This window comes from Verrucomicrobium sp. GAS474, assembly GCF_900105685.1.
GTDB lineage: Bacteria > Verrucomicrobiota > Verrucomicrobiia > Methylacidiphilales > GAS474 > GAS474.
In genome coordinates this window covers 3,339,932-3,361,285 of sequence record NZ_LT629781.1, presented here as the reverse complement: position 1 = coordinate 3,361,285, position 21,354 = coordinate 3,339,932, and the positions used below count along the sequence as shown (strand labels likewise).

General features: G+C 65.9%; 16 protein-coding genes, 1 tRNA gene and 2 pseudogenes. 5 read left to right on the top strand and 14 right to left on the bottom strand.

The window, feature by feature from the left end:
* Positions 1 to 4: 4 nt before the first annotated feature.
* The 4 genes and pseudogenes from BLU04_RS14230 to BLU04_RS14215 all read right to left on the bottom strand — a co-directional run bounded on the left by BLU04_RS14230 (position 5) and on the right by BLU04_RS14215 (position 3,455).
* Positions 5 to 1,024 carry an NAD-dependent epimerase gene (locus BLU04_RS14230; RefSeq protein ID WP_093287450.1) on the bottom strand — a complete coding sequence of 340 codons (1,020 nt, stop codon included), beginning with the start codon at positions 1,022 to 1,024 and terminating at the stop codon, positions 5 to 7.
* Positions 1,025 to 1,040: 16 nt separating this feature from the next.
* A pseudogene (dnaJ, locus tag BLU04_RS14225) lies at positions 1,041 to 2,194 on the bottom strand (molecular chaperone DnaJ).
* A 46-nt stretch (positions 2,195 to 2,240) separates the two neighbouring features.
* Positions 2,241 to 2,828, bottom strand: a pseudogene (gene grpE / locus BLU04_RS14220) (nucleotide exchange factor GrpE); the annotation flags it as partial.
* Positions 2,829 to 2,963: 135 nt separating this feature from the next.
* Positions 2,964 to 3,455 (bottom strand): STAS domain-containing protein, encoded by a 492-nt coding sequence (locus tag BLU04_RS14215; RefSeq protein ID WP_343124806.1) that lies wholly within the window; start codon positions 3,453 to 3,455, stop codon positions 2,964 to 2,966.
* Between the two features lie 151 nt (positions 3,456 to 3,606).
* On the opposite strand from BLU04_RS14215, the gene BLU04_RS14210 reads away from it, so the two are divergent.
* Both BLU04_RS14210 and BLU04_RS14205 read left to right on the top strand, forming a co-directional pair.
* Positions 3,607 to 6,192 (top strand): DNA translocase FtsK, encoded by a 2,586-nt coding sequence (locus BLU04_RS14210; RefSeq protein ID WP_157895375.1) that lies wholly within the window; start codon positions 3,607 to 3,609, stop codon positions 6,190 to 6,192.
* Between the two features lie 464 nt (positions 6,193 to 6,656).
* Complete coding sequence (locus BLU04_RS14205; protein ID WP_093287442.1) at positions 6,657 to 8,345, top strand: methyl-accepting chemotaxis protein; 1,689 nt, start codon at positions 6,657 to 6,659, stop codon at positions 8,343 to 8,345.
* 11 nt (positions 8,346 to 8,356) lie between these two features.
* Here BLU04_RS14205 and BLU04_RS14200 read toward each other — a convergent pair whose 3' ends face one another.
* The 8 genes from BLU04_RS14200 to lysS all read right to left on the bottom strand — a co-directional run bounded on the left by BLU04_RS14200 (position 8,357) and on the right by lysS (position 15,221).
* A complete protein-coding gene (locus BLU04_RS14200; RefSeq protein ID WP_093287439.1) occupies positions 8,357 to 9,913 on the bottom strand; it encodes an excinuclease ABC subunit UvrC in 1,557 nt (518 codons plus the stop codon).
* Between the two features lie 63 nt (positions 9,914 to 9,976).
* Positions 9,977 to 10,225 (bottom strand): hypothetical protein, encoded by a 249-nt coding sequence (locus BLU04_RS14195; RefSeq protein ID WP_093287436.1) that lies wholly within the window; start codon positions 10,223 to 10,225, stop codon positions 9,977 to 9,979.
* An 83-nt stretch (positions 10,226 to 10,308) separates the two neighbouring features.
* Positions 10,309 to 10,686 (bottom strand): response regulator, encoded by a 378-nt coding sequence (locus BLU04_RS14190; protein ID WP_093287433.1) that lies wholly within the window; start codon positions 10,684 to 10,686, stop codon positions 10,309 to 10,311.
* 151 nt (positions 10,687 to 10,837) lie between these two features.
* The gene (locus tag BLU04_RS14185) at positions 10,838 to 11,512 is read right to left on the bottom strand and encodes a lysophospholipid acyltransferase family protein (protein ID WP_093287430.1); all 675 of its coding nucleotides are present in this window, start codon (positions 11,510 to 11,512) and stop codon (positions 10,838 to 10,840) included.
* Positions 11,513 to 11,537: 25 nt separating this feature from the next.
* Positions 11,538 to 11,612 (bottom strand) — tRNA-Val (locus tag BLU04_RS14180).
* Between the two features lie 95 nt (positions 11,613 to 11,707).
* Positions 11,708 to 12,346: a lysophospholipid acyltransferase family protein gene (locus tag BLU04_RS14175; protein WP_157895374.1), complete on the bottom strand. Its 639-nt coding sequence runs from the start codon at positions 12,344 to 12,346 to the stop codon at positions 11,708 to 11,710.
* A 17-nt stretch (positions 12,347 to 12,363) separates the two neighbouring features.
* Positions 12,364 to 13,701, bottom strand: a complete 1,338-nt coding sequence (locus BLU04_RS14170) for an MFS transporter (RefSeq protein ID WP_093287428.1) — start codon at positions 13,699 to 13,701, stop codon at positions 12,364 to 12,366.
* Between the two features lie 50 nt (positions 13,702 to 13,751).
* Positions 13,752 to 15,221 carry a lysine--tRNA ligase gene (gene lysS / locus BLU04_RS14165; protein WP_093287425.1) on the bottom strand — a complete coding sequence of 490 codons (1,470 nt, stop codon included), beginning with the start codon at positions 15,219 to 15,221 and terminating at the stop codon, positions 13,752 to 13,754.
* A gap of 131 nt (positions 15,222 to 15,352) precedes the next feature.
* On the opposite strand from lysS, the gene BLU04_RS14160 reads away from it, so the two are divergent.
* On the top strand, positions 15,353 to 15,862 hold the full coding sequence (locus tag BLU04_RS14160) for a DUF2059 domain-containing protein (RefSeq protein ID WP_157895373.1): 510 nt from the start codon (positions 15,353 to 15,355) through the stop codon (positions 15,860 to 15,862).
* Between the two features lie 173 nt (positions 15,863 to 16,035).
* Here BLU04_RS14160 and BLU04_RS14155 read toward each other — a convergent pair whose 3' ends face one another.
* Entirely contained in the window at positions 16,036 to 16,773 is a 738-nt protein-coding gene (locus BLU04_RS14155) for a glycosyltransferase family 2 protein (RefSeq protein ID WP_093287420.1), read from the bottom strand.
* A gap of 77 nt (positions 16,774 to 16,850) precedes the next feature.
* Between BLU04_RS14155 and BLU04_RS14150 the strand changes: the two genes are divergently transcribed.
* The gene (locus BLU04_RS14150; RefSeq protein ID WP_093287417.1) at positions 16,851 to 18,785 is read left to right on the top strand and encodes a hypothetical protein; all 1,935 of its coding nucleotides are present in this window, start codon (positions 16,851 to 16,853) and stop codon (positions 18,783 to 18,785) included.
* Positions 18,786 to 18,804: 19 nt separating this feature from the next.
* On the opposite strand, the gene BLU04_RS14145 is transcribed toward BLU04_RS14150, so the two are convergent.
* Positions 18,805 to 20,070 (bottom strand): DNA recombination protein RmuC, encoded by a 1,266-nt coding sequence (locus tag BLU04_RS14145; RefSeq protein ID WP_093287414.1) that lies wholly within the window; start codon positions 20,068 to 20,070, stop codon positions 18,805 to 18,807.
* 78 nt (positions 20,071 to 20,148) lie between these two features.
* Here BLU04_RS14145 and BLU04_RS14140 point away from each other — a divergent pair, with 78 nt between their 5' ends.
* Entirely contained in the window at positions 20,149 to 21,354 is a 1,206-nt protein-coding gene (locus tag BLU04_RS14140; protein ID WP_157895372.1) for a DEAD/DEAH box helicase, read from the top strand.

Here is a 21,354-nt window from a genome sequence, read left to right as displayed (position 1 = left end):
CTGGCTAATCGAGCGCGTGGCCCCGTTCCCGATACCACTTCACGAAGCGGGGAATCCCCTCGGAGATCGGCGTGGAGGGGGCGAAGCCGACGGCCTCCCGCAACGCCTCGACGTCGGCGGCGGTTTCCTCGACGTCGCCGGGCTGCATGGGGAGGTGATTCAGGATCGCCTTTTTTCCGGTCGCCTTCTCGATTTCCTCGATGAAGGCCATGAGCTCGATGGGGCGGTTGTTCCCGATGTTGTAGACGCGGTAGGGAGCGGTGCTGGAGGCGGGATCGGGATTCACGCCGTCCCAGGCGGGATTCGGTGCGGCGGGGAGGTCGAGGACGCGGATGAAGCCCTCGACGACGTCGTCGATGTAGGTGAAGTCGCGGCGCATCCTGCCGCCGTTGAAGACGTCGATCTTCTCCCCCTTCAGGATCGCCTTGGTGAACTTGTAGTAGGCCATGTCGGGCCGTCCCCAGGGGCCGTAGACGGTGAAGAAGCGGAGGCCGGTCGTCGGGATCCGGTAGAGGTGGGAGTAGGTGTGGGCCATCAGCTCGTTCGCCTTTTTCGTGGCGGCGTAGAGGCTGACGGGGTGGTCGACGTTGTTGCCGACGGCGAAGGGGAGGTTCCGGTTCAGCCCGTAGACCGAGCTGGAGCTGGCGTAGACGAGGTGGCCGGTCGCGTTCTGGCGGGCGCCCTCGAGGATGTTGAGGAAGCTCTGGAGGTTGCTCTCGGCGTAGGCGTGGGGATTGGTGAGGCTGTAGCGGACCCCGGCCTGGGCGGAGAGGTGGGCGATGCGGTCGAACTTCGTCCCGGCGAAGAGCCCCTCGGAGGCCTCGCGGTGGGAGAGGTCGAGCTTCACGAAGCGGAAGTTGCCGCCCTTGGGGAAGGGGAGCTCGGCGAGGCGGGCCTCCTTCAGCTTCGGGTTGTAGTAGTCGTTCAGGTTGTCGATGCCGACGACCTCGTGACCGGCCTGCGCCAATCGCAGGGCGATGTGGGAGCCGATGAAGCCCGCGGCGCCGGTGACGAGGATTTTCACGACGGGACGGCGTCGGTTAGCTGAAGAAGCGTTTTGCCTTCTTCACGAAGCTTTCCTGCTGGGGATGGATCCGTTCGTCGCAGCTGGTGGCGAAGGCCTGGAGGAGCTCCCGCTGCTCGATGTTGAGGGAGGTGGGGACCTCGATGAGGATGCGGACGTGGAGGTCGCCGGGGGTGCGGCTGCGGAGGTCGGGAAGGCCCTTCCCCTTGAGCCGGAAGAGGCGGCCGTGCTGGCTGCCCGCGGGGATCTTCACGATGGCCTTGCCGTCGAGGGTGGGGACCTCGAGGTCGCCGCCGAGGGTGGCGCGGGCGAAGCTGATGGGGACGTCGCAGAAGAGGTCGGCGCCGTCGCGCTTGAAGAGCTCGTGCTCGCGGACGTGGACGACGACGAGGAGGTCGCCCGAGGGGCCGCCGTTGACGCCGCCCTCGCCGTGACCGGCGGAGCGGAGGCGGGTGCCGTCGTCGATGCCGGCGGGGATGCGGACGTTGATCGAGGCCTTGTGCTTCACGCGGCCCTCGCCCTTGCAGCGGGTGCAGCTCTTCTCGATGGTCTTCCCGGTGCCGCGGCAGCGCGGGCAGGTCTGGGCCATCTGGATGAATCCGGCGCGGACGGTGACCTGGCCGTGGCCGGCGCAGGTGGCGCAGGTGGTGATCTTCGAGCCGGGCTCGGCGCCGCTCCCGTCGCACTGGGGGCAGGTGTCGAGCTTGTGGAAGTTGATTTCCTTCTCGCAGCCGCGGGCGGCTTCCTCGAAGGAGATCTCGAGGTCGTAGCGGAGGTCGGAACCCCGGCCGCGCGAGCTGCGTCCGCCGCCGCCCCCGCCGCCGAAGGCGTCGTCGAAGCCGCCGCCGAAGACCTCGCGGAAGATGTCGAAGGGATCGTGGAACCCGCCGCCCCCTCCACCGCCGCCGCCCCCCCGCCCGCCCCGCGCCCGGCGGCGGGATCGAAGGCGGCGTGGCCGTAGCGGTCGTAGGCGGCCCGCTTGTTCGCGTCGGAAAGGGCCTCGTAGGCCTCGCCTAGTTCCTTGAACTTCTCCTCGGCACCCTTGCGATCCTGCGGGTTCTTGTCCGGGTGGTGCTGGGCGGCGAGTTTCCGGTAGGCCTTTTTCAGGTCTTCGGGCGTGACGTTGCGGTCGACGCCGAGGATCTCGTAGTAATCGCGTTTGGAGGCCATGGGAGGTGGGGGAAGGGGAGGAAAGCTGAGTCGGACGGGGTCTGCCTTACTTGGCCTCGGACTTCGCCTTCTCTTTCTTGTCCGATTTCTCGGGCTTGCCCTCGGAAACGGTGACCATGGAGGGGCGGAGGAGCTTCCCCTTCAGGAGGTAGCCCTTGCGGCGCTGGGTGACGACGGAGCCTTCGGCGACGGTCTCCGAGTGCTCGTGGCCGATCGCCTCGTGGCGGTGGGGGTCGAAGGGCTTCCCCTCGGCGTCGATCGCCTCGAGGCCCGATTCCTTCAGGAAATTCTGCATCTGGCCGAGGACCATCTGGAGGCCGACGGAGATGGCCTTCGCGTCGGCGGCGTTCGCGGCGGCGAGCATGCCGAGCTCGAAGTTGTCGACGACGGGGATGAGGGTCTCCAGGAGGGCCTCGTTGGCGAAGCGGATGGCCTCCTCCTTTTCCTTCGCGATCCGCTTCCGGGCGTTGTCCCATTCCGCCATGGTGCGGACGAGCTTGTCCTGGAGCTCGGCGACCTTGGCGGTCTGCTTGGCCAGTTCGGCGGCGAGGTCGACGGGGGTCTCGGACGCCTCGGCGGCAGGGGAGGCGGGGATCTCTTCTTTCTGTACTTCTTCGCTCATGGTCGGGTGCTCTTTAGATTCGTTACGTCGGTTCTGATCTCTAGGAAAGTGAAAAAATGGAGATAAAGGGAAAACGGAAACGGGCGGTCATCCCGTTTTCCGGTCTTCCGGCTGCTTGGGAAAAGGAAGGGCCCGAAAGGGGGGGGCCTAATCGACCGTCTGGCCGAGGTCTTCCTTCAGGTAGGCGACGACGTCCTTGAACTTCGCCACGTTCCGGGCGTCCCACTGCATGAGGGTCTCGTGGGCTTCGAGCATCGTCTCGCCGGTCTCGACTTTGCCGGCGGCGGTGCCGTCGAGCTTCTCGGTCGTCTCGGGGGCGGGGACGGGGGCGGAGGTCTCGAAGCGGAAGAGGCGGTCGAGGCCGAGGTTCTGGATCAGCTCGGTGTTCCGGGCCGTGGCGTTCAGGAGCTGGAGGGTCGAGGCCTCGGCGGTCGCGGCGCGGAGCTTGATGCCGATTCCGGCCAGGGTCCCGAGGAAGGTGCTATCGAGATAGGTGCATTCCTTGAGATCGATGACGATCTCTTTGGCACCGTTTTTGAGCACTTCTTCGGAGAAATGCTTCACATGGGAGGCATTTTGAAACGAACCCCGCCCGATCACTTGGATATAAACCAGGTCCCCGTTGCGGGCTACCTGCACAGTCGACTTTTCCACCCGCTTATCATTAACCAATGGGGGGAAAGCGTCAACCGTTCGATTGTTTCGAGTGATTTTTATTTCTTACGCATAAAATTTCTATTCGGGATTGAAAGGAGGGGCCGGGGAGCCGATACTCCCAGCCTCAAAGTCCATGGCAAAAACGGTCACCAAACAGAAGCAGGGGCATGTCTATTCGGAAGTCTGGGGCGGGGTCTTTTCGTTGGTGACGATTTTGACCTTCCTGAGCCTGGTGAACTACGACGCGGGCGACCTCGGCTTCAATCTTTCCCACTCCAACGAGCAGATCGGCAACGCCATCGGCTGGATCGGGGCGGTCTGGTCGTTCATTCTGTTCTGGTGCTTCGGGATGGCGGCCCATCTGGTGCCGTTCCTTTTCCTGGTGGCGGCGATCTCGTTCTTCGTGAAAAAGGAGACGGCCTGGGGGCAGGCGGCTCTCTGGGCCCTCCTTTTCCTCCTGACGACCTCGGCCCTCCTCGACCTCCAGCATTTCTTCGGCGAGGTCTGGCAGCGGAAGATCGGCATCGCCGACAGCGTCGGCGGGTTTCTGGGCCGGTGGATCAGTCTTTTCCTGCAGAAGGTGGCCGGGGTGACGGGGGCGACGATCCTCCTGAGCTCGCTGATGTTGACGGCCCTCTTCTTCCTCTACCGCCTCGGCCCGGTCGAGCTCGTCGCCCGGTGCTGGAACTGGCTGGCCGATCAGATCCAGGAATGGCAGGACAGCCGCCTGGAGAAGCAGGGGGCCGTCGGCCAGATCGAGGTGGCGAAGCGGAAGCTGGGCCGGGAACAGAAGATCCTCGAAAAGACCCTCGCGAAGCAGGCGGCGGCCTCGGTGCCGAGGCCCACTCCGGTCCCGCAGGTCATGCCGATTCCGGCCCTCGACGAGGAAGAGGCGCCCGCCGTCCCGCTCCCCCCGCCCCGGATCATCGACGCGGCGGTAAAGGCGGAGGTCCCCCCGCCGGTCGAGCCGCTCCCCGTGGCGAAGAAGGAAGAGGCCAAAGAAGTGAGGGAGCCCGAGGAAATCGAGGCGGTGATTCCCGCCAAGGCTCCCGAAGTCCGGGAGCGGAAGCCCGCGCCGGTTTCCTCCTCGCACGCCCCGGCGAATCTCTCCGGCCTCTCCGCCGTCGGCGGGTATGACGACTACCTCCTGCCGCCGCTCGCCCTCCTGAAGAAGGCCGATGTCAGCCGCCACGTCCCGACGAGCGAGGCGGAGCTGGTCGCCAATGCGGAGCTCCTCGTCTTCACCCTTTCGACCTTCGGCATCGAGGTGACGCGCGGCGACATCACGAAGGGGGCGACGATCACCCGCTACGAGGTCTATCCCGCCGTCGGCGTCCGCGTCGACCGGATCGTGACCCTCCAGCGCGACCTCGCCCGCGCGATGAAGGCGGAGCGGATCAACATCCTCGCCCCGATCCCCGGCAAGGACAGTGTCGGCATCGAGATCCCGAACACCTCGAAGGTCCCCATCGTCCTCCGCGACCTCTTCGAGACGCCCGAGTGGACCTCGGCGAAGTCGCGCATCCCGCTCGCCCTCGGCAAGGGGGTCTACGGGGAGACGCTGGTCGCCGACCTCGCGGAGATGCCCCACCTCCTCATCGCGGGGACGACGGGCTCGGGCAAATCGGTCTGCATCAATTCGATCCTCCTCAGCCTCCTCTACAAGTTCAGCCCTGCCGACCTCCGCCTCATCCTCGTCGATCCGAAGCAGGTCGAAATGCAGGTCTACAACGACATCCCCCACCTCGTCGTCCCCGTCGTCGTCGATCCGAAGAAGGTCCTCGTCGCCCTGAACTGGGCGGTGAAGGAGATGGAGAAGCGGTACAAGATGCTGGCGATGACCGGCGTCCGGAACATCGCCGCCTTCAACGCCCGCCCGAAGGACAAGGAAAAGGCCGAGATCGAGTCGAAGCGGAAGCAGGACGAGCCCGAGCAGCTCGACCTCCTGGCCGGGGCCGAGGGCGGCGACGCCGACGGGGTGAAGCTCCCCGCCGAGATCCCGAAGCATCTCCGGCCCGATCCCGACGACGTGATCCCCGAAAAGCTCCCCTACCTCGTCATCATCATCGACGAGTTGGCCGACCTCATGCAGACGACCGGGGCCGACGTCGAGACCGCCATCGTCCGCCTCTGCCAGAAGGCGCGTGCCGCGGGGATCCATTTGATCGTCGCGACGCAGACGCCGCGACGCGAGGTCATCACCAGCCTCATCAAGACGAACATCCCCTCCCGCGTCGCCTTCCAGGTGCCGAGCTCGCTCGACTCCCGCGTCATCCTCGACGAGAACGGCGCGGAGAACCTCCTGGGCAAGGGCGACATGCTCTACCTCGCGCCCGGCTCCGGGAAGACGATGCGCGGGCAGGGGGCCTTCGTCACCGACGACGAGGTGAAGACCGTCGTCGAGTTCACGGCGAAGCAGGCCGGGGCCCGCTTCGAGGCCGAGATCCACAAGAAGCTCAACCCCCAGGGCGCGACCGACGAGGAGATCGCCGACGAGGACAAGGAACTCATCGTCGATTGCCTCGACGTCATCCGGGAGGAGAAGCGGGCGAGCACCTCGATGCTCCAGCGGCGTCTCCGGCTCGGATACAACCGGGCGGCCTGGGTCGTCGACTTCCTCGAACGCCACGGCATCCTCGGCCCCGAAAACGGAGCCAAGCCGCGGGAAATTCTGGTCGATCTTGATCAGTACGACCCGGGCGTCCTCTTCGGGGGCTAGGCCGCCTTCGGCTCCGCGAGTGCGAAGACGCGCAAGTCATCCCAAGCGTTCCTCTCCCGATAGAAGTCTGGGCGTATTGGCCCCGTCTCTCCCTATAGTGCGTACCCTCGGGCGCTCCAGGAAGCAGCCGATTTTAAAACAGTTTGGAGACAAGGCGCCGCCCAAGCGCGTCCGCCTAGATCAGGCCCTCCGAAGGGGAGGTTCGAGGAGGGGCGAAGCCCCTCTTGGGCTATAAAGCGGATCGCCTCCAGCTGTACAGGGTCGACCGCGCCAGCCCCGAAGGGCCGCCCCACTCCCACGGCATCCAGGGAAGCGTACCTCCTGGAAAAAGCTCCACGAAATAGCAAGTCGCCTTGGTCTCCTCCAAGCATTTCCGTTCTCCAATTTGTCCGCCTCCATCCTACAACCGAAAACCGCCCCGTCCGATACCCCTCCTTCCTCCCTCCCCGTAGTTTGAGTCCACTATGAAAAACTGGACGATTCGGGCCCGGGTGACACTCGGCTTTGGTGTGTTGATCACCCTTACGTTGGCGCTGGGCCTCTTCGCCGTGTTCCATTTCCTTTCCCTCAAGAAGGGCGCGGGCGACGTCGCCCTCAATTGGTATCCCTCGGTCGAGAAGCTCGTCGAGGGGCAGATCAAGGCCTCGGAGATCCAGCGTTCCGTGCTGCGGATGATGATGGCCGAGACGCCCGAGGAGGCGCAGCAGAAGGAATCGGACATCGTGAAGCAGGTCGACCAGTTCGCGACGATCCTCGTCGACTACAAGAAACTGGTCGATCCCCAGGAAACCGCCCTTTATCAGGCGACCCTCGACGCGCGGGATAAGTACCTCGCCGCCCTCGCCGTGATCCGGACGATGTCCCTCGGCGGCCAGCTGAAGGAAGCCCAGCATCTCTCGAAGGACGCGATGCGGACGACCTACAACGCGATGCTCCAGGCCCTCGCCGACGAGGCCAATTTCAACAAGGAGCACATGCGTGCCGTCGCGAAGGAGAGCAACGAGGAGGGAACCTTCGCCGTCCAGGCGACGGTGGCGGGGGTGGCGACGGCCTTTCTCCTGGCGCTGGGGACCGGGTGGTTCATCATCCGGGACGTCAACCGGCAGCTGAACGCGATCGGCTCCCTGCTGGGGCAAAGCTCCGAGCAGGTCGGAGGCGCGGCGGAACAGGTCGCCGGGAGCAGCCAGATCCTGGCCACGGGGTCGAGCGAGCAGGCGGCGAGCCTGGAGGAGACGAGCGCCAGCCTGGAGGAGATCTCGAGCATGACGCAGAAGAATGCCGAGAGCGCCGATCACGCGCAGACGCTGGCCGGGGAGACCCGGCAGGCGGCGGAGACGGGCGTCCTTCGCACCCGCGAGATGCGGGGGGCGACGGAGGGGATCGTCGGGGCCGTCGGCGAGATGGCCGACGCGATCCGGGGGATCAAGCAGTCGAGCGACGACGTCTCGAAGATTTTGAAAGCCATCGACGAGATCGCGTTCCAGACGAATATCCTCGCCCTGAACGCCGCCGTCGAGGCGGCGCGGGCCGGGGAGGCGGGCGCGGGGTTCGCCGTCGTCGCCGAGGAGGTGCGGGCGCTGGCGCAGCGGAGCGCCGAGGCGGCGAAGGAGACTTCGCGCCTCATCGAGGCGTCGGCGGCGCAGAGCGCCCGGGGCGTCGAGGCGAACGAGCGGGTCGCCGCCCGGGTCGCCGAGATCGGGAAGAAATCGGCGGCGGTCGAGCAGAGCCTCGGCGAGATCGTCGAGAAGGTGCGGCAGGTCGACACGCTGGTCTCTTCCGTCGCCATGGCTTCCAAGGAGCAGAACGGCGGCGTCCAGCAGATCACGACGGCGGTGCAGCAGATCGATCGGGTGACGCAGGCGAACGCGGCGGCCTCCGAGGAGACGGCGAGCGCCTCCGAGGAGCTGAACCAGCAGACGACCGAATTGCGCCGCTCGATCACGATGCTCCTGAGCCTCGTGGGGCGGGAGGCGGGCGAGGTGGAGGATCGGGGCCACGCGCGCGGCCCCGAGGCCGGGGAGGTCTGGCACGAGGAGGGGGCGCGCCACCGGCCGCTGAGCCGGACGACCGCAGGGGCGATCCCGCTCCCGCCGGAACGGACGGTGACGGTTTCCAAGGTGCGATCGAAGACGGCCTTCGTCGGCGAATCGTAGGCCCGGGCGGGCTACTCCTCGTCGACCCGGATTTCCCCGGAAAAGTCCTCGTAGTCGGGCGCGGTCTCGACGGGGCGGCCGTCGAGGCGCTCGAAAAAGGCGACGATCTCGACGGCGAGGCGCTGGCTGATGCCGGGGACCTCGGCCAATTCGGCCGTCGAGGCTTTCCTGATCCGGGCGACCGAGCCGAAGTGGGCGAGCAGGGCCTTTTTCCGGGAGGTGCTGATGCCGGGGCAGTCGTCGAGGAGGCTCTCGGTCATCCGCTGTTTCAGGAGGAGGCGATGGTAGCCGTTGGCGAAGCGGTGGGCCTCGTCCCGGATCCGCTGGAGGAGGCGGAGGCCGGGGTGGGACTTCGGCAGGACGAGGGGGAGGGAGGTGCCGGGACGATAGATTTCCTCGTTCCGCTTCGCGAGGCCGATCAGGGGGATCTCCTTCAGGCCGAGGATCTGGAGCTCGGTCCACGCGGAGCCGACCTGGCCGAGGCCGCCGTCGACGACGATGAGGTCGGGCTTGCGGAGGTTCTCCTTCAGCACGCGGCCGTAGCGGCGGCGGACGACCTCGGCCATGCTCGCGAAGTCGTCCTGCCCCTCGACGCTCTGGATCCGGTAGCGCCGGTAGAGGGAGCGGTCGGACTTGCCCTCCCGGAAGCAGACCATCGAGGCGACCTTGTGGGTGGTCGAGATGTTCGAGATGTCGAAGCATTCCATGAGGCGGGGCGGGCCGGGGAGGCCGAGGGCCTTGGCCAGCTCCTCCATGTCCCGCTGGGGGACGACGGTGCTCTCTCCCTGGAAGGGGCGGAGGAAGCGCTTCGTGGGGGAGGTGGTCTTCCGCAGGTCGTCGAGGAGGTTGCGGAGGCGGGCGGCCTTCTCGAAGTCGAGCTTGTCGGCGGCGCTCTTCATCTCGGCCTCCATCTTCTCCATCGTGTCGGAGGAGCGGCCCTGGAGGAACTCGCACGCCTGGTTGACGGTCTCCATGTAGGCCTCGCGGCTGATCCGGCCGATGCAGGGGGCGGAGCAGTTCCGGATGACGTCGTCGAGGCAGTGCTTGTGATCGATCTCCCCCGGGATGCGGGGGGAGCAGGTGCGGAGGTGGAACTGCCGCTGGATCATGTTCATCGAGGCGCGGAGGGAGCCGGAATGGGCGAAGGGGCCGAAATAGCGTGCGCCGTCCTCCTTCTTCGTCCGGGTGAGGTGGAAGCGGGGGAACGGCTCGGTGAGGTTGATCTTCACCATCAGGAAGTGCTTGTCGTCCCGGAAGCTGACGTTGTAGCGGGGGCGGTATTCCTTGATCAGCTTGCCTTCGAGGAGGAGGGCTTCGGGCTCCGACTTTACGACGTGGAAGGTCATCCCCCGGATGGCGTCGACGAGGGCGCGGGTCTTCGGCTCGGCGAGGGTCCGGCGGGAGGGATGGAAGTACTGGCTGACGCGCCGATGGAGGTCGCGGGCCTTGCCGACATAGATGATCCGGTCGAGGCGGTCCTTGAAGAGGTAGACGCCCGGCTTGTGGGGGAGGTTCCGCACGGTCTCCGCGAGGAGGCTGCGGGGGTCGAGGGGCTCGGGCTCCGACATGGTGGAGTAAGAAGCTACCTCAAATCGACTGCCTCCGCCAGCACTGGGACGCGTATCTCCTGGTCAGGAAGTCTCGGCGATCTTCTGTGCTTTCCTAATCAAGGCAAATGCCGCTCCCAACAAAAACAAGCCGACAACAACAAATGCACAAGACAACGCCCCAAAAGCAAATGTCATTTTCTGAGCAATGCTCGCGAGCGCGTCTGGGTTATGCATCTTGGAAATCATGGGAAAGAGAGTCAACGCTAGGTGGATGCCATAGCCTGCGCCTACGACTAACACTCCTCCTGTAATCAAAAATAGTTTCTTCATATCTGACCTTTTGGAGTCTTAAACGTGCGGGTTGCATCCACCTATACAGGGGGATATCTCAAGTCCCGAAGGAGCATCCCCCTTCACTTCAACGAGGCCGCGAGCTGGGTCTCGACGAGGGCGATCAGCTCGTGGATGTGGAAGGGCTTGCTGATGGTGGCTTGGGCACCGAGGGCGGCGGCGGCGGTGAGGAGGTCGTGGGGGCCGGTGCGGCCTCCGCCCGACATGGCGATGATGGGGAGGGTGGGCAGGTGCTTCCGGACCTCGATGATCGTCTCGATCCCTTCCTTGTTCGGCATGATCAGGTCGGTGATCATGAGGTCGAAGGCATGGGCCTGGCAGAGGCGGAGGGCATCGGTGCCGTCCGGGGCCTCGGTCACGGTATGGCCTTTTTCCTGGAGAACGCGGACGAGGACGGTTCGGAAAGGGGCCTCGTCCTCGATGATCAAAATTTTCGCCATGCCTTATTGAACGTAAGAAGGAAGCCCGGCCTTCTGTTTGAACGCCCTTTTTCCCCATGAAAGAGAGTAGGGAGTTGGGTGAAAAATGTAGCAGAATCGTTGCAAATTGAAAACAATAATCTGCTTAAAATGACATTATATAAATTACGTTTTATCTTTTCTCCCAACGCACCTGGGCCGAGACGGCCCGCTCGACCGGACGGAGGGAAACCTCCCGGTCAAGGTCGGCGTGGAGGCGGATCATCTCTTCCTTGAAGAGGAGGGAGAGGTCCCGGGGATCGGCCCCCTCGGAGGGGACGATGGGCGGGCCGAAGCGGACGAAGAGGCGGGGGCGCCGGAAGAGGCTCCGCCATTGGTAGAGCTGGTCGGGGCCGACGAGGAGGACGGGGACGATGGGGACCCGGGCGTTCCGGGCCAGGGTGAGGGAGCCGTCCTTGATGGGGCCGCCGTTGAGGACCGAGGTGGGGCCGTGGCGGATGCCGCCCTCGACGAAGATGCCGACGCAGCGGCCCCGCTCGAGGCGGTCGAGGCAGACCTTGATCGAGGCGAGGTCGCGGCGGGTCCGGTCGAAGGCGAAGGCGTTCAGCGCCCGGAAGAAGCGGGAGACGAAGGGATGCTGGAAGAACTCGGCCGAGGTGAGGTAATCGATCGGGCGGGGGGTGGCCGCGGTGAGGACGGGCGGATCGAAGTGGCTGACGTGGTTCGAGGCGAGGATGAAGGCGCCCCGGCGGGGGAGATGCTCCCGGCCCGAGACGCGGAGGGAGACGAAGAGGAGCGCGAGGAGCCGGACGGAGAACTGGCAGAGCCGGTAGAAGAGATCGGGCATCGGGGCCCGATCGGGGGGAGGAAGGTGGTGCGCGGTGGCAGGTTTGAACTGCCGACCCCTACAGTGTCAATGTAGTGCTCTACCACTGAGCTAACCGCGCATTCCCGGCGATGGGAAAGGTAGGTGTAGAAGAGTTTTTTCCGGCTGGCAAATCAATTTGCAGCGAAGGTCGAAAAAAGCTCAACAAATCACCGTTCAATCCCCGCCCAAGGCCTCCCCCACCTTCAGGCACCAGGCTTCGATCTCCTCGGGAGTGAGCTCGGGCGGGACGTGGAGGGGCGTTCCCCAGACGATGCGGCAGGTGGAGAAGGGGAGGGGAATCTGGAAGCGGTCCCAGCTCCGGATCTCCTTCTTCCAGCCGAGGGTGTAGGTGATGGGAACGATGGCCGCGCCGGAGAGCTGGGCGGCGGTGACGACGCCGGGCTTCACGCGGTAGCGGGGGCCGCGGGGGCCGTCCGGAGTGATGGCGGCGTCGTGGCCCTCGGCGATGTAGCGGAGGAAGGCGCGGATGCCGAGGCCGCCTTTCTTCGAGGTGGAGCCGCGCGCGGTGCCGACGTTGAAGCGGCCGACGATCCGGCTGATCAGCTCCCCGTCCTTGCTCCGGCTGGCGAGGACGACGGCGGGGCGCTTCGGAAAGAAGTGGCGGTAGATCGGCGGGATGAGGAGGAGGCGGTTGTGCCAGAAGGCGTAGATGAGGGGCCCCTGCGGCGGATGGGCGATCACGCCGCCCTGATCGACGACCTCGAAGCGGAGGCTGGCGGAGAGGAGCCGGATGAGGAAGGCGGCGAGGCGGACGATGGCGGCCTGGAGGAGGGCGGTGAGGAGGCGTTTCACGGAGGGTCGGGCCAAGGTTAGAGGGTCGGAGGTCTCCGGTAGATGAGGCGGGAGATGGCCCGCCAGGGCGTGGCGACGAAGAGTTCGTGGAAGAAGGCCTCGGTGGTCATCGCCCGGGGTTCGTCGAGTTTCTTCAGGAAGAGGAGGGAGGAAAGGCAGATGAGGGCGACGCCGACGTAGCAGACGGTGTAGTGGTTGATCTCCCCGGTCGCGCCGAGGGCGATGTGGAGCGGGGCGAGGCTGTCGGCGAGGATGCCCCAGAAGATCGGGCCGACGCCGAGGGCGATGCTCATGGTGACGCTGAAGAGGGCGAAGAAGTGGCTCCGGCCCATGGCGGGGACGGTGGCCATGGCGAGGCGGGTGTTCGCCATGCCGAAGACCGAACTGCCGAGGGCGGCGAAGAGTTCCAGGACGACGACGACGGCGAAATGGGGGTAGAGGAGCCGGGTCGAGACGGCGGCCCACAGCATGAAGTGGACGAAGAGGCAGAGGCCCGAGAAGGCGAGAAGGGGGCGGCTGCCGACGCGGTCGACGATCCGGCCGAAGCCCCAGATGACGGAGATGGCGAAGAAGGCGGCGACCGAGGTGAGGAGGAAGATGTCCGTGGTGGGCCAATGGTAGACGTCCCGGAGGGTCGGCACCCAGAGGACGCCCGCCCCGGCGAGGCCGAGGTTCACCACGACGTTGTAGACGAGGAGCTTCAGGAAGGGCCGGTAGAGGATCATCGAGCGCCAGGGGATCTTTTCCGTGCTGCGGGATTCGGGCGGCACGGGGATGTCGGGGATGCGGCGGAGGAAGGTGAGGCTGACGGCGGCGGTGAGGAAGGCGAGGGAGAAGGAGATGGTGTAGGCCGTGGCTCCGGTGACGGCGCGGAAGAGGAGGGCGCCGCCGATGACGGTGATGAAGGAGGCGACGGCCCCGAAGGCCTGGTCCCGGGAGACGAAGGTCCCCCGGACGTTTTCGGGGACGAGGTGGGTCATCCACGGCAGGAAGCCGCAGGCGGAGATGCCCCGGGAGAAGTTGTAGGCGAAGAGGAGGAAGATCATCAGCATCATCCCGGTCGTCCCGCCGAGGCGGAAGGCGATGGCCGGGACGCAGACGATGCCGAGGATGATGAAGGTCCGCGCCGTCCAGCCCCGGAGGACGAAGTTCCGGTAGCCGACCCGCTCGACGAAGCTGGCGGCGGGGATCTGGAGGATGTTCAGGATGTTCGGCAGGGCGGTGACAATGCCGATGACGGTGGCGGAGGCCCCCAGGTACTTGAAGTACAGGATCATGTGGGCCCCGATGACGATGGAGAAGGAGAAGGTGTTGAAGAACTGGAACACGTGGGCGTTCCAGATCCCCTTCGGCATGCCCGATCCCGGGGGCACGACCGCCGCTGCCTGTCCCTCCGTGCTCACCGTTATTTGGGCCGCAGGAGCGGGAAGAGGATCACGTCGCGGATCGACTCGGCCCCGGTGAGGAGCATGACGAGGCGGTCGACGCCGATGCCGATGCCGCCCGCCGGGGGCATGCCGTGCTCCAGGGCGAGGAGGAAGTCCTCGTCGAGGTTGTGGACTTCCTCGCCGACCTGCTCCTCCAGTCGCGAGCGCTGGACGATGGGGTCGTTGAGCTCGCTGTAGCCGGGGGAGATTTCCTGTCCGTTGATGAGGAGTTCGAAGACGTCGACGACGCTCGGATCCTCGGCGTTCTGCTTCGCCAGGGGGACGAGTTCCTTCGGGAGATGGGTGATGAAGACCGGGTTCACCGTGACGGCCTCGACCTTCTTCTCGAAGACGTGGTTCGTCACCTCGTGGTCGAGGAGGTCGGGGCCGATCTCGACGCCGATCTCGGCGGCCCGCTTCCGGCGGCCTTCGGGGGTGAGGTCGAACCAGTCGGCCCCGGCGGCTTCCTTCACGGCGTCGCGGTAACGCTTGCGCGGCCACGGCCCGGTCAGGTCGATCGTCTTGCGCGGGCTGCCGTCCTCGGGGGTCGGGCCGGTGGCGATCCGGAGGCTCCCGATCACGGTCTGCGCGAGGTGGATGACGAGGCCCTCGACGAAGGAGGCCATCGCCTCGTAGTCGGCATAGGCCTGGTAGATCTCGATCGCGGTGAACTCGGGGTTGTGCTTCCGGGAGAGGCCCTCGTTGCGGAAATTGCGGTTGATCTCGAAGACCCGCTCGAAGCCGCCCACGAGGAGGCGCTTCAGGTAGAGCTCCGTCGCGATGCGGAGGTAGAGCTGGAGGTTGAGGGCCTTGTGGTGGGTGACGAAGGGCTGGGCCGCCGCGCCGCCCGCGATGGCCTGCATCATCGGGGTCTCGACTTCGAGGAAGCCGCGCTCCTCCAGGTAGCGGCGGATCTCGCTGACGATCCTGCTCCGCAGGACGAAGGTGCGGCGGACCTCCTCGTTCACGATGAGGTCGAGGTAGCGTTGGCGGTAGCGGGTCTCGTCGTCGGAGAGGCCGTGCCAGGCCGAGGGGAGGGGACGGAGCGACTTCGAGAGGAGGACGAACTTCGTCACCTTCACCGTCTTCTCGCCGGTCCGGGTGGTGAAGAGGGTTCCCTCGAAGCCGACGATGTCGCCGAGGTCGAGGCGGCGGAACGATTCGAGGAGGGCGGCGTCGGCGGCGTCGCCGCAGAGGGACTGCTTGTTCGCGTAGAACTGGAGCTTGCCCGTCTGGTCGAGGAAGTGGCCGAAGATGCTCTTGCCCATGTCGCGGAGGGCGACGAGGCGGCCCGCGACGCGGACGCTCTTTTCCTCGGCGAAGTCGGCGATGACCGAGGCGACGGAGAGGGTGTCGGGGAAGGAGGTGCCGAAGGGGTCGGTCCCCTCGGCGCGCCACGCGTCGAGCTTGGCGCGGCGGAGTTGAAGCAATTCGCTGAGTTCGTCCATGGGAAGGAATGACGGTAGACGCCTCTTTTGCGGGAGGCAAACAGGTTCTTGATCCCTTTGGGTTGAACGAATTCTTTCGGCCTTGCGGCTCGGGTGGCGGCTCTGCGAGAGTCGTCCATCCCCCTCTCACGATGAAACAGATCCTCCTGCTGGCGTTGTCGCTTTCCGTGCTCGTTTCGGGCTCTCCCGTCCGGGCCCTGGCCCAGGCGACGCCGTCGTTGCCTTCGGCTCCGTCGGCCCCTTCGGCCGCCGAGGTCGATCCGGCGAAGGCCGAGGAGATCCGGAAGCTGATGGAGGTCTCGGGCGTCTCGCGGATGATGGACCAGATCCTCGACCAGATCATCGGCCAAGCCCGGGCGACGAACACGACCGTCCCGACCGAATTCTGGGACCACCTGCGGGAGAAGCTCGACACGAAGAGCCTCATCAACCAGACGATGGCGCTCTACGCGAAATATTACTCCGTCGACGACCTGAAGGCGCTCAACGCCTTCTACCAAAGCCCCGCCGGGCAGCACATGCTGGCCGTCCAGCCGAAGCTGATGCAGGAAAGCATGCAGCTGGGAATGAAGTGGGGAGAGAACGTCGGCAAGGCCGTGGCCCAGGAAATGGCGCAGAAGCGGGACTCGCAGGCTCCCTAGGCCTCCCCGAGGGCCATCTTTCCTTCTCCGAAGCGCGCTCCGGCTGGAATCACGGGGAAAGAAAGATCCTCTGCGGAGCGCGCCTTATATTCGATCCGGTCCCGGGGGTGTCGCTACGCTCGACCCCCGGCTAATTTCTGTGACCCTTTCAGGGTCACAGCGTGGCGCGCCCCCTACGCCCGATAGCTCTTCTTAATATTAAGAAGGCCAATAAACGCCCGCCACGACTCGGACGCGAAACGCCCCGGAGGCAGACCCCGGCTGACGCCGAAGCGGCGGACGCGGTGGAGGACGTAGACCTGCTTGATCGTGTAGTTCTCCAGCTCGGCGCGGAGGAGGAGCTCCGTGTTGAGGAGGGTCGGCATGCAGGTCGTCCGGGGGAGGATGTCGAGGACCATGGCGGTCCGCATCAGCCGGAAGGCCGAGTTGACGTCGAGGTAGGGGACGCCGAAGAAGAACCAGGTCAGCTTGTTGAAGATCGCCGAGGCGTAGCGGCGGAGCCAGGGATCCTTCCGCCCGATCTTCGCGCCGTGGATGAGGTCGTATTGGCCGGCGTAGCGGGCCACCTTCCAGAAATCGGCGGCGACGTACTGGCCGTCGGAATCGGTGAAGAAGATCCAGGGGCAGCGTGCCTCGTTGTAGAGGCGGCGGGTCGCCGCCGCGAAGCCGTCCCGCATCGGCTGCTCGACGACCCGGAGGAAGGGATGCTTCGCCGCGAGCTCGCGGAGGATCTCGCGGGTGCCGTCGGTGCTGTTCCCGTCCTCGAAGACGAATTCGGAGCCCGCGGGGAGGTGCCGCACGACGTCCTCGATCCATTCCTCGACGACGCCGCGGATCACGTCGGCCTCGTTGCACACCGGCATCAGGATGGAGACCGGTTCAGTCAGAGGGACGATCGGGGTGGGCTTCATGCGCCCCAAACTCAAACAGACTTTTTTTTCTTTTCAATGGAAATAAAAGCCAGAACCTTGGCCTCGCAGCCCAGACTATGTTTTCCAGTCCCGCTCTTTTCCCGCTGCTTTCCCAGGGGACGGGCCTGGCGCTCGTCGCGGGGATGGCGATGCTGGCCTGGTCCTCGTTCCTGCCGAAGGCGCGGCGTCCCGCCTGGGACCGGCCCTGGCTCTTCGCCCTCGGCCTCTTCCTCGCCGTCTACGCCCTCCGCGTCCCGACGATCCTCTTTCCCCTCCCGTTCAACACCGACGAGGATGTCTTCCTCGCCGAGGCGATCACCTACCGCGACCTCCACGGGATCGTCCCCTGGCGCGATGTCGACAGCTATTCGGGCGGCCCCCTGATCGCGCTCCAGCTGTTGTGGACCGCCCCCTTCGGCCTTCCCCTCAGCTTTATCACCGAGCGGATCACGGCGATCTTCGACGAGGGGCTCTTCCTCCTCTTTTTCTGGCTCGCCGTCCGGCGTCTCTTCGGGGAGCCGCTGGCCCGGCTCTCGGTCTTTCCGTTCTTCCTCTTCTTCGCCCTGGCGATCCATATCGAATGGATCCACTACAGCAGCGAGCATCTCTCGCTCCCGCTCTTCGGGGCCGCCCTCTGGCTGTTGGCCCGGATCTGGAAGGGGACGGCGGTCGGCTGGCTGCGGTTCGATCTGGCGGCGCTGGGGGGGGTGCTCGCGCTGCAGCCCTTCGTGAAGCTGCAGGGAGCGCCCGAGGCGCTCTTCCTTGGGTTAACGGGGTTGGGCCTCGCGGTGCGGAAGCCGGGGGGATGGAAGGCGGCTGGCTTCCTGGTCGGCGGGGCGGGGGTGCCGCTGGCGCTGTTTTTCGCCTTTCTCCAAAGCCAGGGGGCTGTCGGCGATTTTTGGAACGCCTACATCGTCTGGGCCGTCGAGTACAGCAAGGGGGTGGGCCTGCTCCAGCGTGGCGACGTTGCCCTCGAGTTCCTCTTCAATCCGAAGACGGCGGTTCACGTCCTTTCGATGATGCTTTCCTTTCTCCTGCTCTGCCTGGTTTTCCCCGCGTGGAGGCGGCGGCAGGGGCGGTGGATCCTTTCCTGGGCGCTCGGCTTCTTCCTCGTGGCCGTCGTTGCGGTGACGACTTCGGGGAAGGGGACGTTCCATTACATCCTTTATCTCCTTCCGGCCTTGGCGGTCCTGATGACGATCGGGGCGCGGCAGGCGCTCTTTGCTGGTCGGCGGGGGTGGTCGATTCCGGGGGCGCTTCTGGCCGGCTTGATCGTCTGGGGCGGGATCGTGGTCTTTTATTATGCGCCGAGGGGAACCGGCGGGTCCCGCGTGATGGCGTGGCCTGCGGCGGCGGTCTGTGTGGCTGTGCTCCTCGTTCTCTTCGCCCTGGCGCGGGCGCAGGTGGGGAAGCGGTGGGGGTGGGTGGGCATCGCCCTCTTCGTTGTGGTCTTGGTGGAGATTCCCCATTTCCACCATTTCTCGGCGTTGGGGATCTTCCTTCTCATGGCGTTGCTCTGGGGGCAGGCGGAACGGTTCCCGCGTCTCGCCCCATTCCTTCTCTGCGCGGCGGTTCCGCTCCTCTTCCTGGCCAAGTACACGAAGGGCTATGGGCGGACGCTTCTCGTGACTCGTTGCCCGGTCGATTCGCCGATGGCCCGGGCGGTCCAGGCCGAGGCCCGGCCCGGCGACCGGATCGCGATCTGGGGATGGTCCCCGGAGTTGGCGGTCTTCGCAGGCCTCCCCCTCGGGACGCGGGAGCCCTCGACCGACATGGCGATCGGCGGAGGGCCGCGGCAGGCGTTCTATCAGGCCCGGTTTCTTCACGACCTCGCGAGGAATCGTCCCCGGCTGTTCGTCGAGGCGGTGGGGCCGGGCAGTTACCTCTTCCACGACCGGGCGACCGAGGGGATCGACCGTTTCCCCGAAGTGGGCCGCTATGTGAACGAGCACTACGCCTTGCGGACCGAGGCCGACGGCATGCGTCTCTTCGTTCTCAAGGAAGGGCGTTGACCCTGGGGTCGGCTCCCGATCAGAGCCCCAGCTCGCCGAGCTTCCCAGCCTCGATGATCTTCGCCACGGGGAGGGCGTCGGGGAGTTCGGCGGCGGCGTGGGCGGCGTCGAGTTCCTTGAACTTCCGGGCGGTGACGAGGACGCGGCTGGTGAGGGAGGAGGTCGCCTTGTTGTAGGCGTCGACCGATTGGCCGAGGTGCTTTCCCATGTCGTTCCAGTGGTCGGTCATGGTGGCGAGGCGCTTGTGGAGTTCGGTGCCGAGGGCGCTGATTTCCTGGGCGTTCGCGGCGAGGCTCTCCTGCCGCCAGCCGTAGGCGACGGCCTGGAGGAGGGCGATCAGCGTCGTCGGCGTGGCGAGGATGACCCGCTTCTCGACCCCCGCCTCGATGAGGCCGGGATCGTGCTCCAGCGCCGCGCCGAAGAAGTTTTCCCCCGGCAGGAAGAGGACGACGAACTCGGGCGAGGGGGTGAACTGTTCCCAGTAGCTCTTCCGGCTCAGCGCGGCGATGTGGTCGCGGATCTGGCGGGCGTGGTCGCGGAGCTTCAGGAGGCGGGTCTCGTCGTCCTGGGCCTCGGCGGCTTCGAGGTAGGAGGAGAGGGGAGCCTTGGCGTCGACGACGATGCTCTTCTTCGAGGGGAGGCGGACGATGAGGTCGGGGCGGAGGCGGCCGGTATCGGTGGTGGCGCTCTCCTGTTCGGTGAAGTCGCAATACTCGACCATCCCGGCCATCTCGACGACGCGGCGGAGCTGGATTTCCCCCCACCGGCCCCGGGTGGCGGGGGCGCGGAGGGCGCGGACGAGGTTGGAGGCCTCGAGGCGGAGCTTTTCCTGGGTCTGGCCCATCGTCTCGAGGTGTTGGCGGAGGCCCTCGTAGGCCCCGACGCGGCTTTTCTCGATCTCGCCGATCTTCCCCTCGAACCGCTCGAGGCTTTCCCGCACCGGTTTCATCAGCTCGACGATCGAGGTCTGGCGCTTGTCGAGGTCAACCTTCGCCCCTTCCTGGAAGGTGGCGAGGCTGGTCTTCGCCATTTCGAGGAAGCGGCGGTTGTTGGCCTCCAGGGCCTCGCCGGAGAGGGTCTTGAAGGCGTTGGAGAGGGCGATCTGGCCGTCCCGGTGGGCGGCCTCGACGGCGGCGAGCTTCTCGGCGTTCTGCTTCCGCTCCTGCTCCAGGCGCTCCTTCAGGACGGCGGTCTCGGTCCCGGCGTCGCGGCGGAGCCAGAAGGCGGCCAGGAAGCCGAGGAGGGCACCGAGAAGGAGGAAAAGGAGGGCGGAAACGACAGTCATCCGAAGTTTTATAGCATCGAGTCCCCCTTGTTTTAAAGGAAACCTTGCGCGGTTTTCCGCTTCCGGTAGATTGCCGCGATGTCGTTTCAGGAATTCGGCCTTTCCGAGGCCATCGTTCACGGAGTTCAGTGCCTGGGTTATGTCGACCCGACGCCGATCCAGCTCCGTGCCATCCCGGCCGTCCTGTCCGGCAAGGATTTGATCGCGGCCGCCCAGACCGGCACGGGCAAGACCGCCGCCTTCGGCCTCCCCATTTTGAGCCGCCTCGGCGACCACCAGAAGGGCGGACCCCGGGTCCTCGTCCTCGAGCCGACGCGGGAACTCGCCGCCCAGGTCGACGAGGCGTTCCGCGACTTCATCCGCTACACGAATCTCAAGGTCACGGCACTCTTCGGCGGCGTCGGCTACGGCAGCCAGGAAGAGGCCCTCGCCTCGGGCGTCGACATCGTCGTCGCGACCCCCGGCCGCCTCCTCGACCATCTGGAAAAGGGGACCCTGAAGCTCGGCGGCGTCCGGCACCTCGTCCTCGACGAGGTCGACCGGATGCTCGACATGGGCTTCATCCCCGACGTCCGCCGGATCGTCGGCGCGACGCCGACCTCGGAGGAGGGCCGCCAGTCGCTCCTCTTCACCGCCACGATGCCCCCGGAGATCGAGCGCCTCGCTTCCTTCGTCCTGAAGGAGCCCGAAGTGATCGAGATCGGCGGCCGCCGCTCCCCCGCCGAGACCGTCAGCCACTACTTCTATCCCGTCTCGGTGATGCAGAAGCACGAGCTGCTCCAGGCGCTCCTCGAAAAGACGAGCTACCACAGCGTCATCATCTTCTCCCGGACGAAGGCCGGGGCCGACGTCATCGCGGCCCGCCTCGAGGAATCGGGCCACTCGGTCGCCGTCCTCCATTCGGATCGCTCCCAGGGTGAGCGAACCGAGGCCCTCGCCGGGTTCAAGAACGGGACCTTCGAGGTTCTCGTCGCCACCGACCTCGCCGCGCGCGGCATCGACATCCAGGGAGTCAGCCACGTCATCAACTTCGACGTCCCCCTCCATGCGGAAGACTACGTCCACCGCATCGGCCGGACGGGCCGCGCCGACACGACGGGCGACGCCTTCACGCTGATCACGGCCGAAGAGATCAAGGAAGTCGAGTCGATCGAGCGTTTCATCGGCCAGAAGGTCGAGCGGCAGAAGCTCGAGGAGTTCCCTTACCGCTACACCGCCCTCTTCTCCACCACGCCCGCCACCGCGAAGCCGAGGAAGAAGATCGGCGTTCGCCGCAAGCGGTAA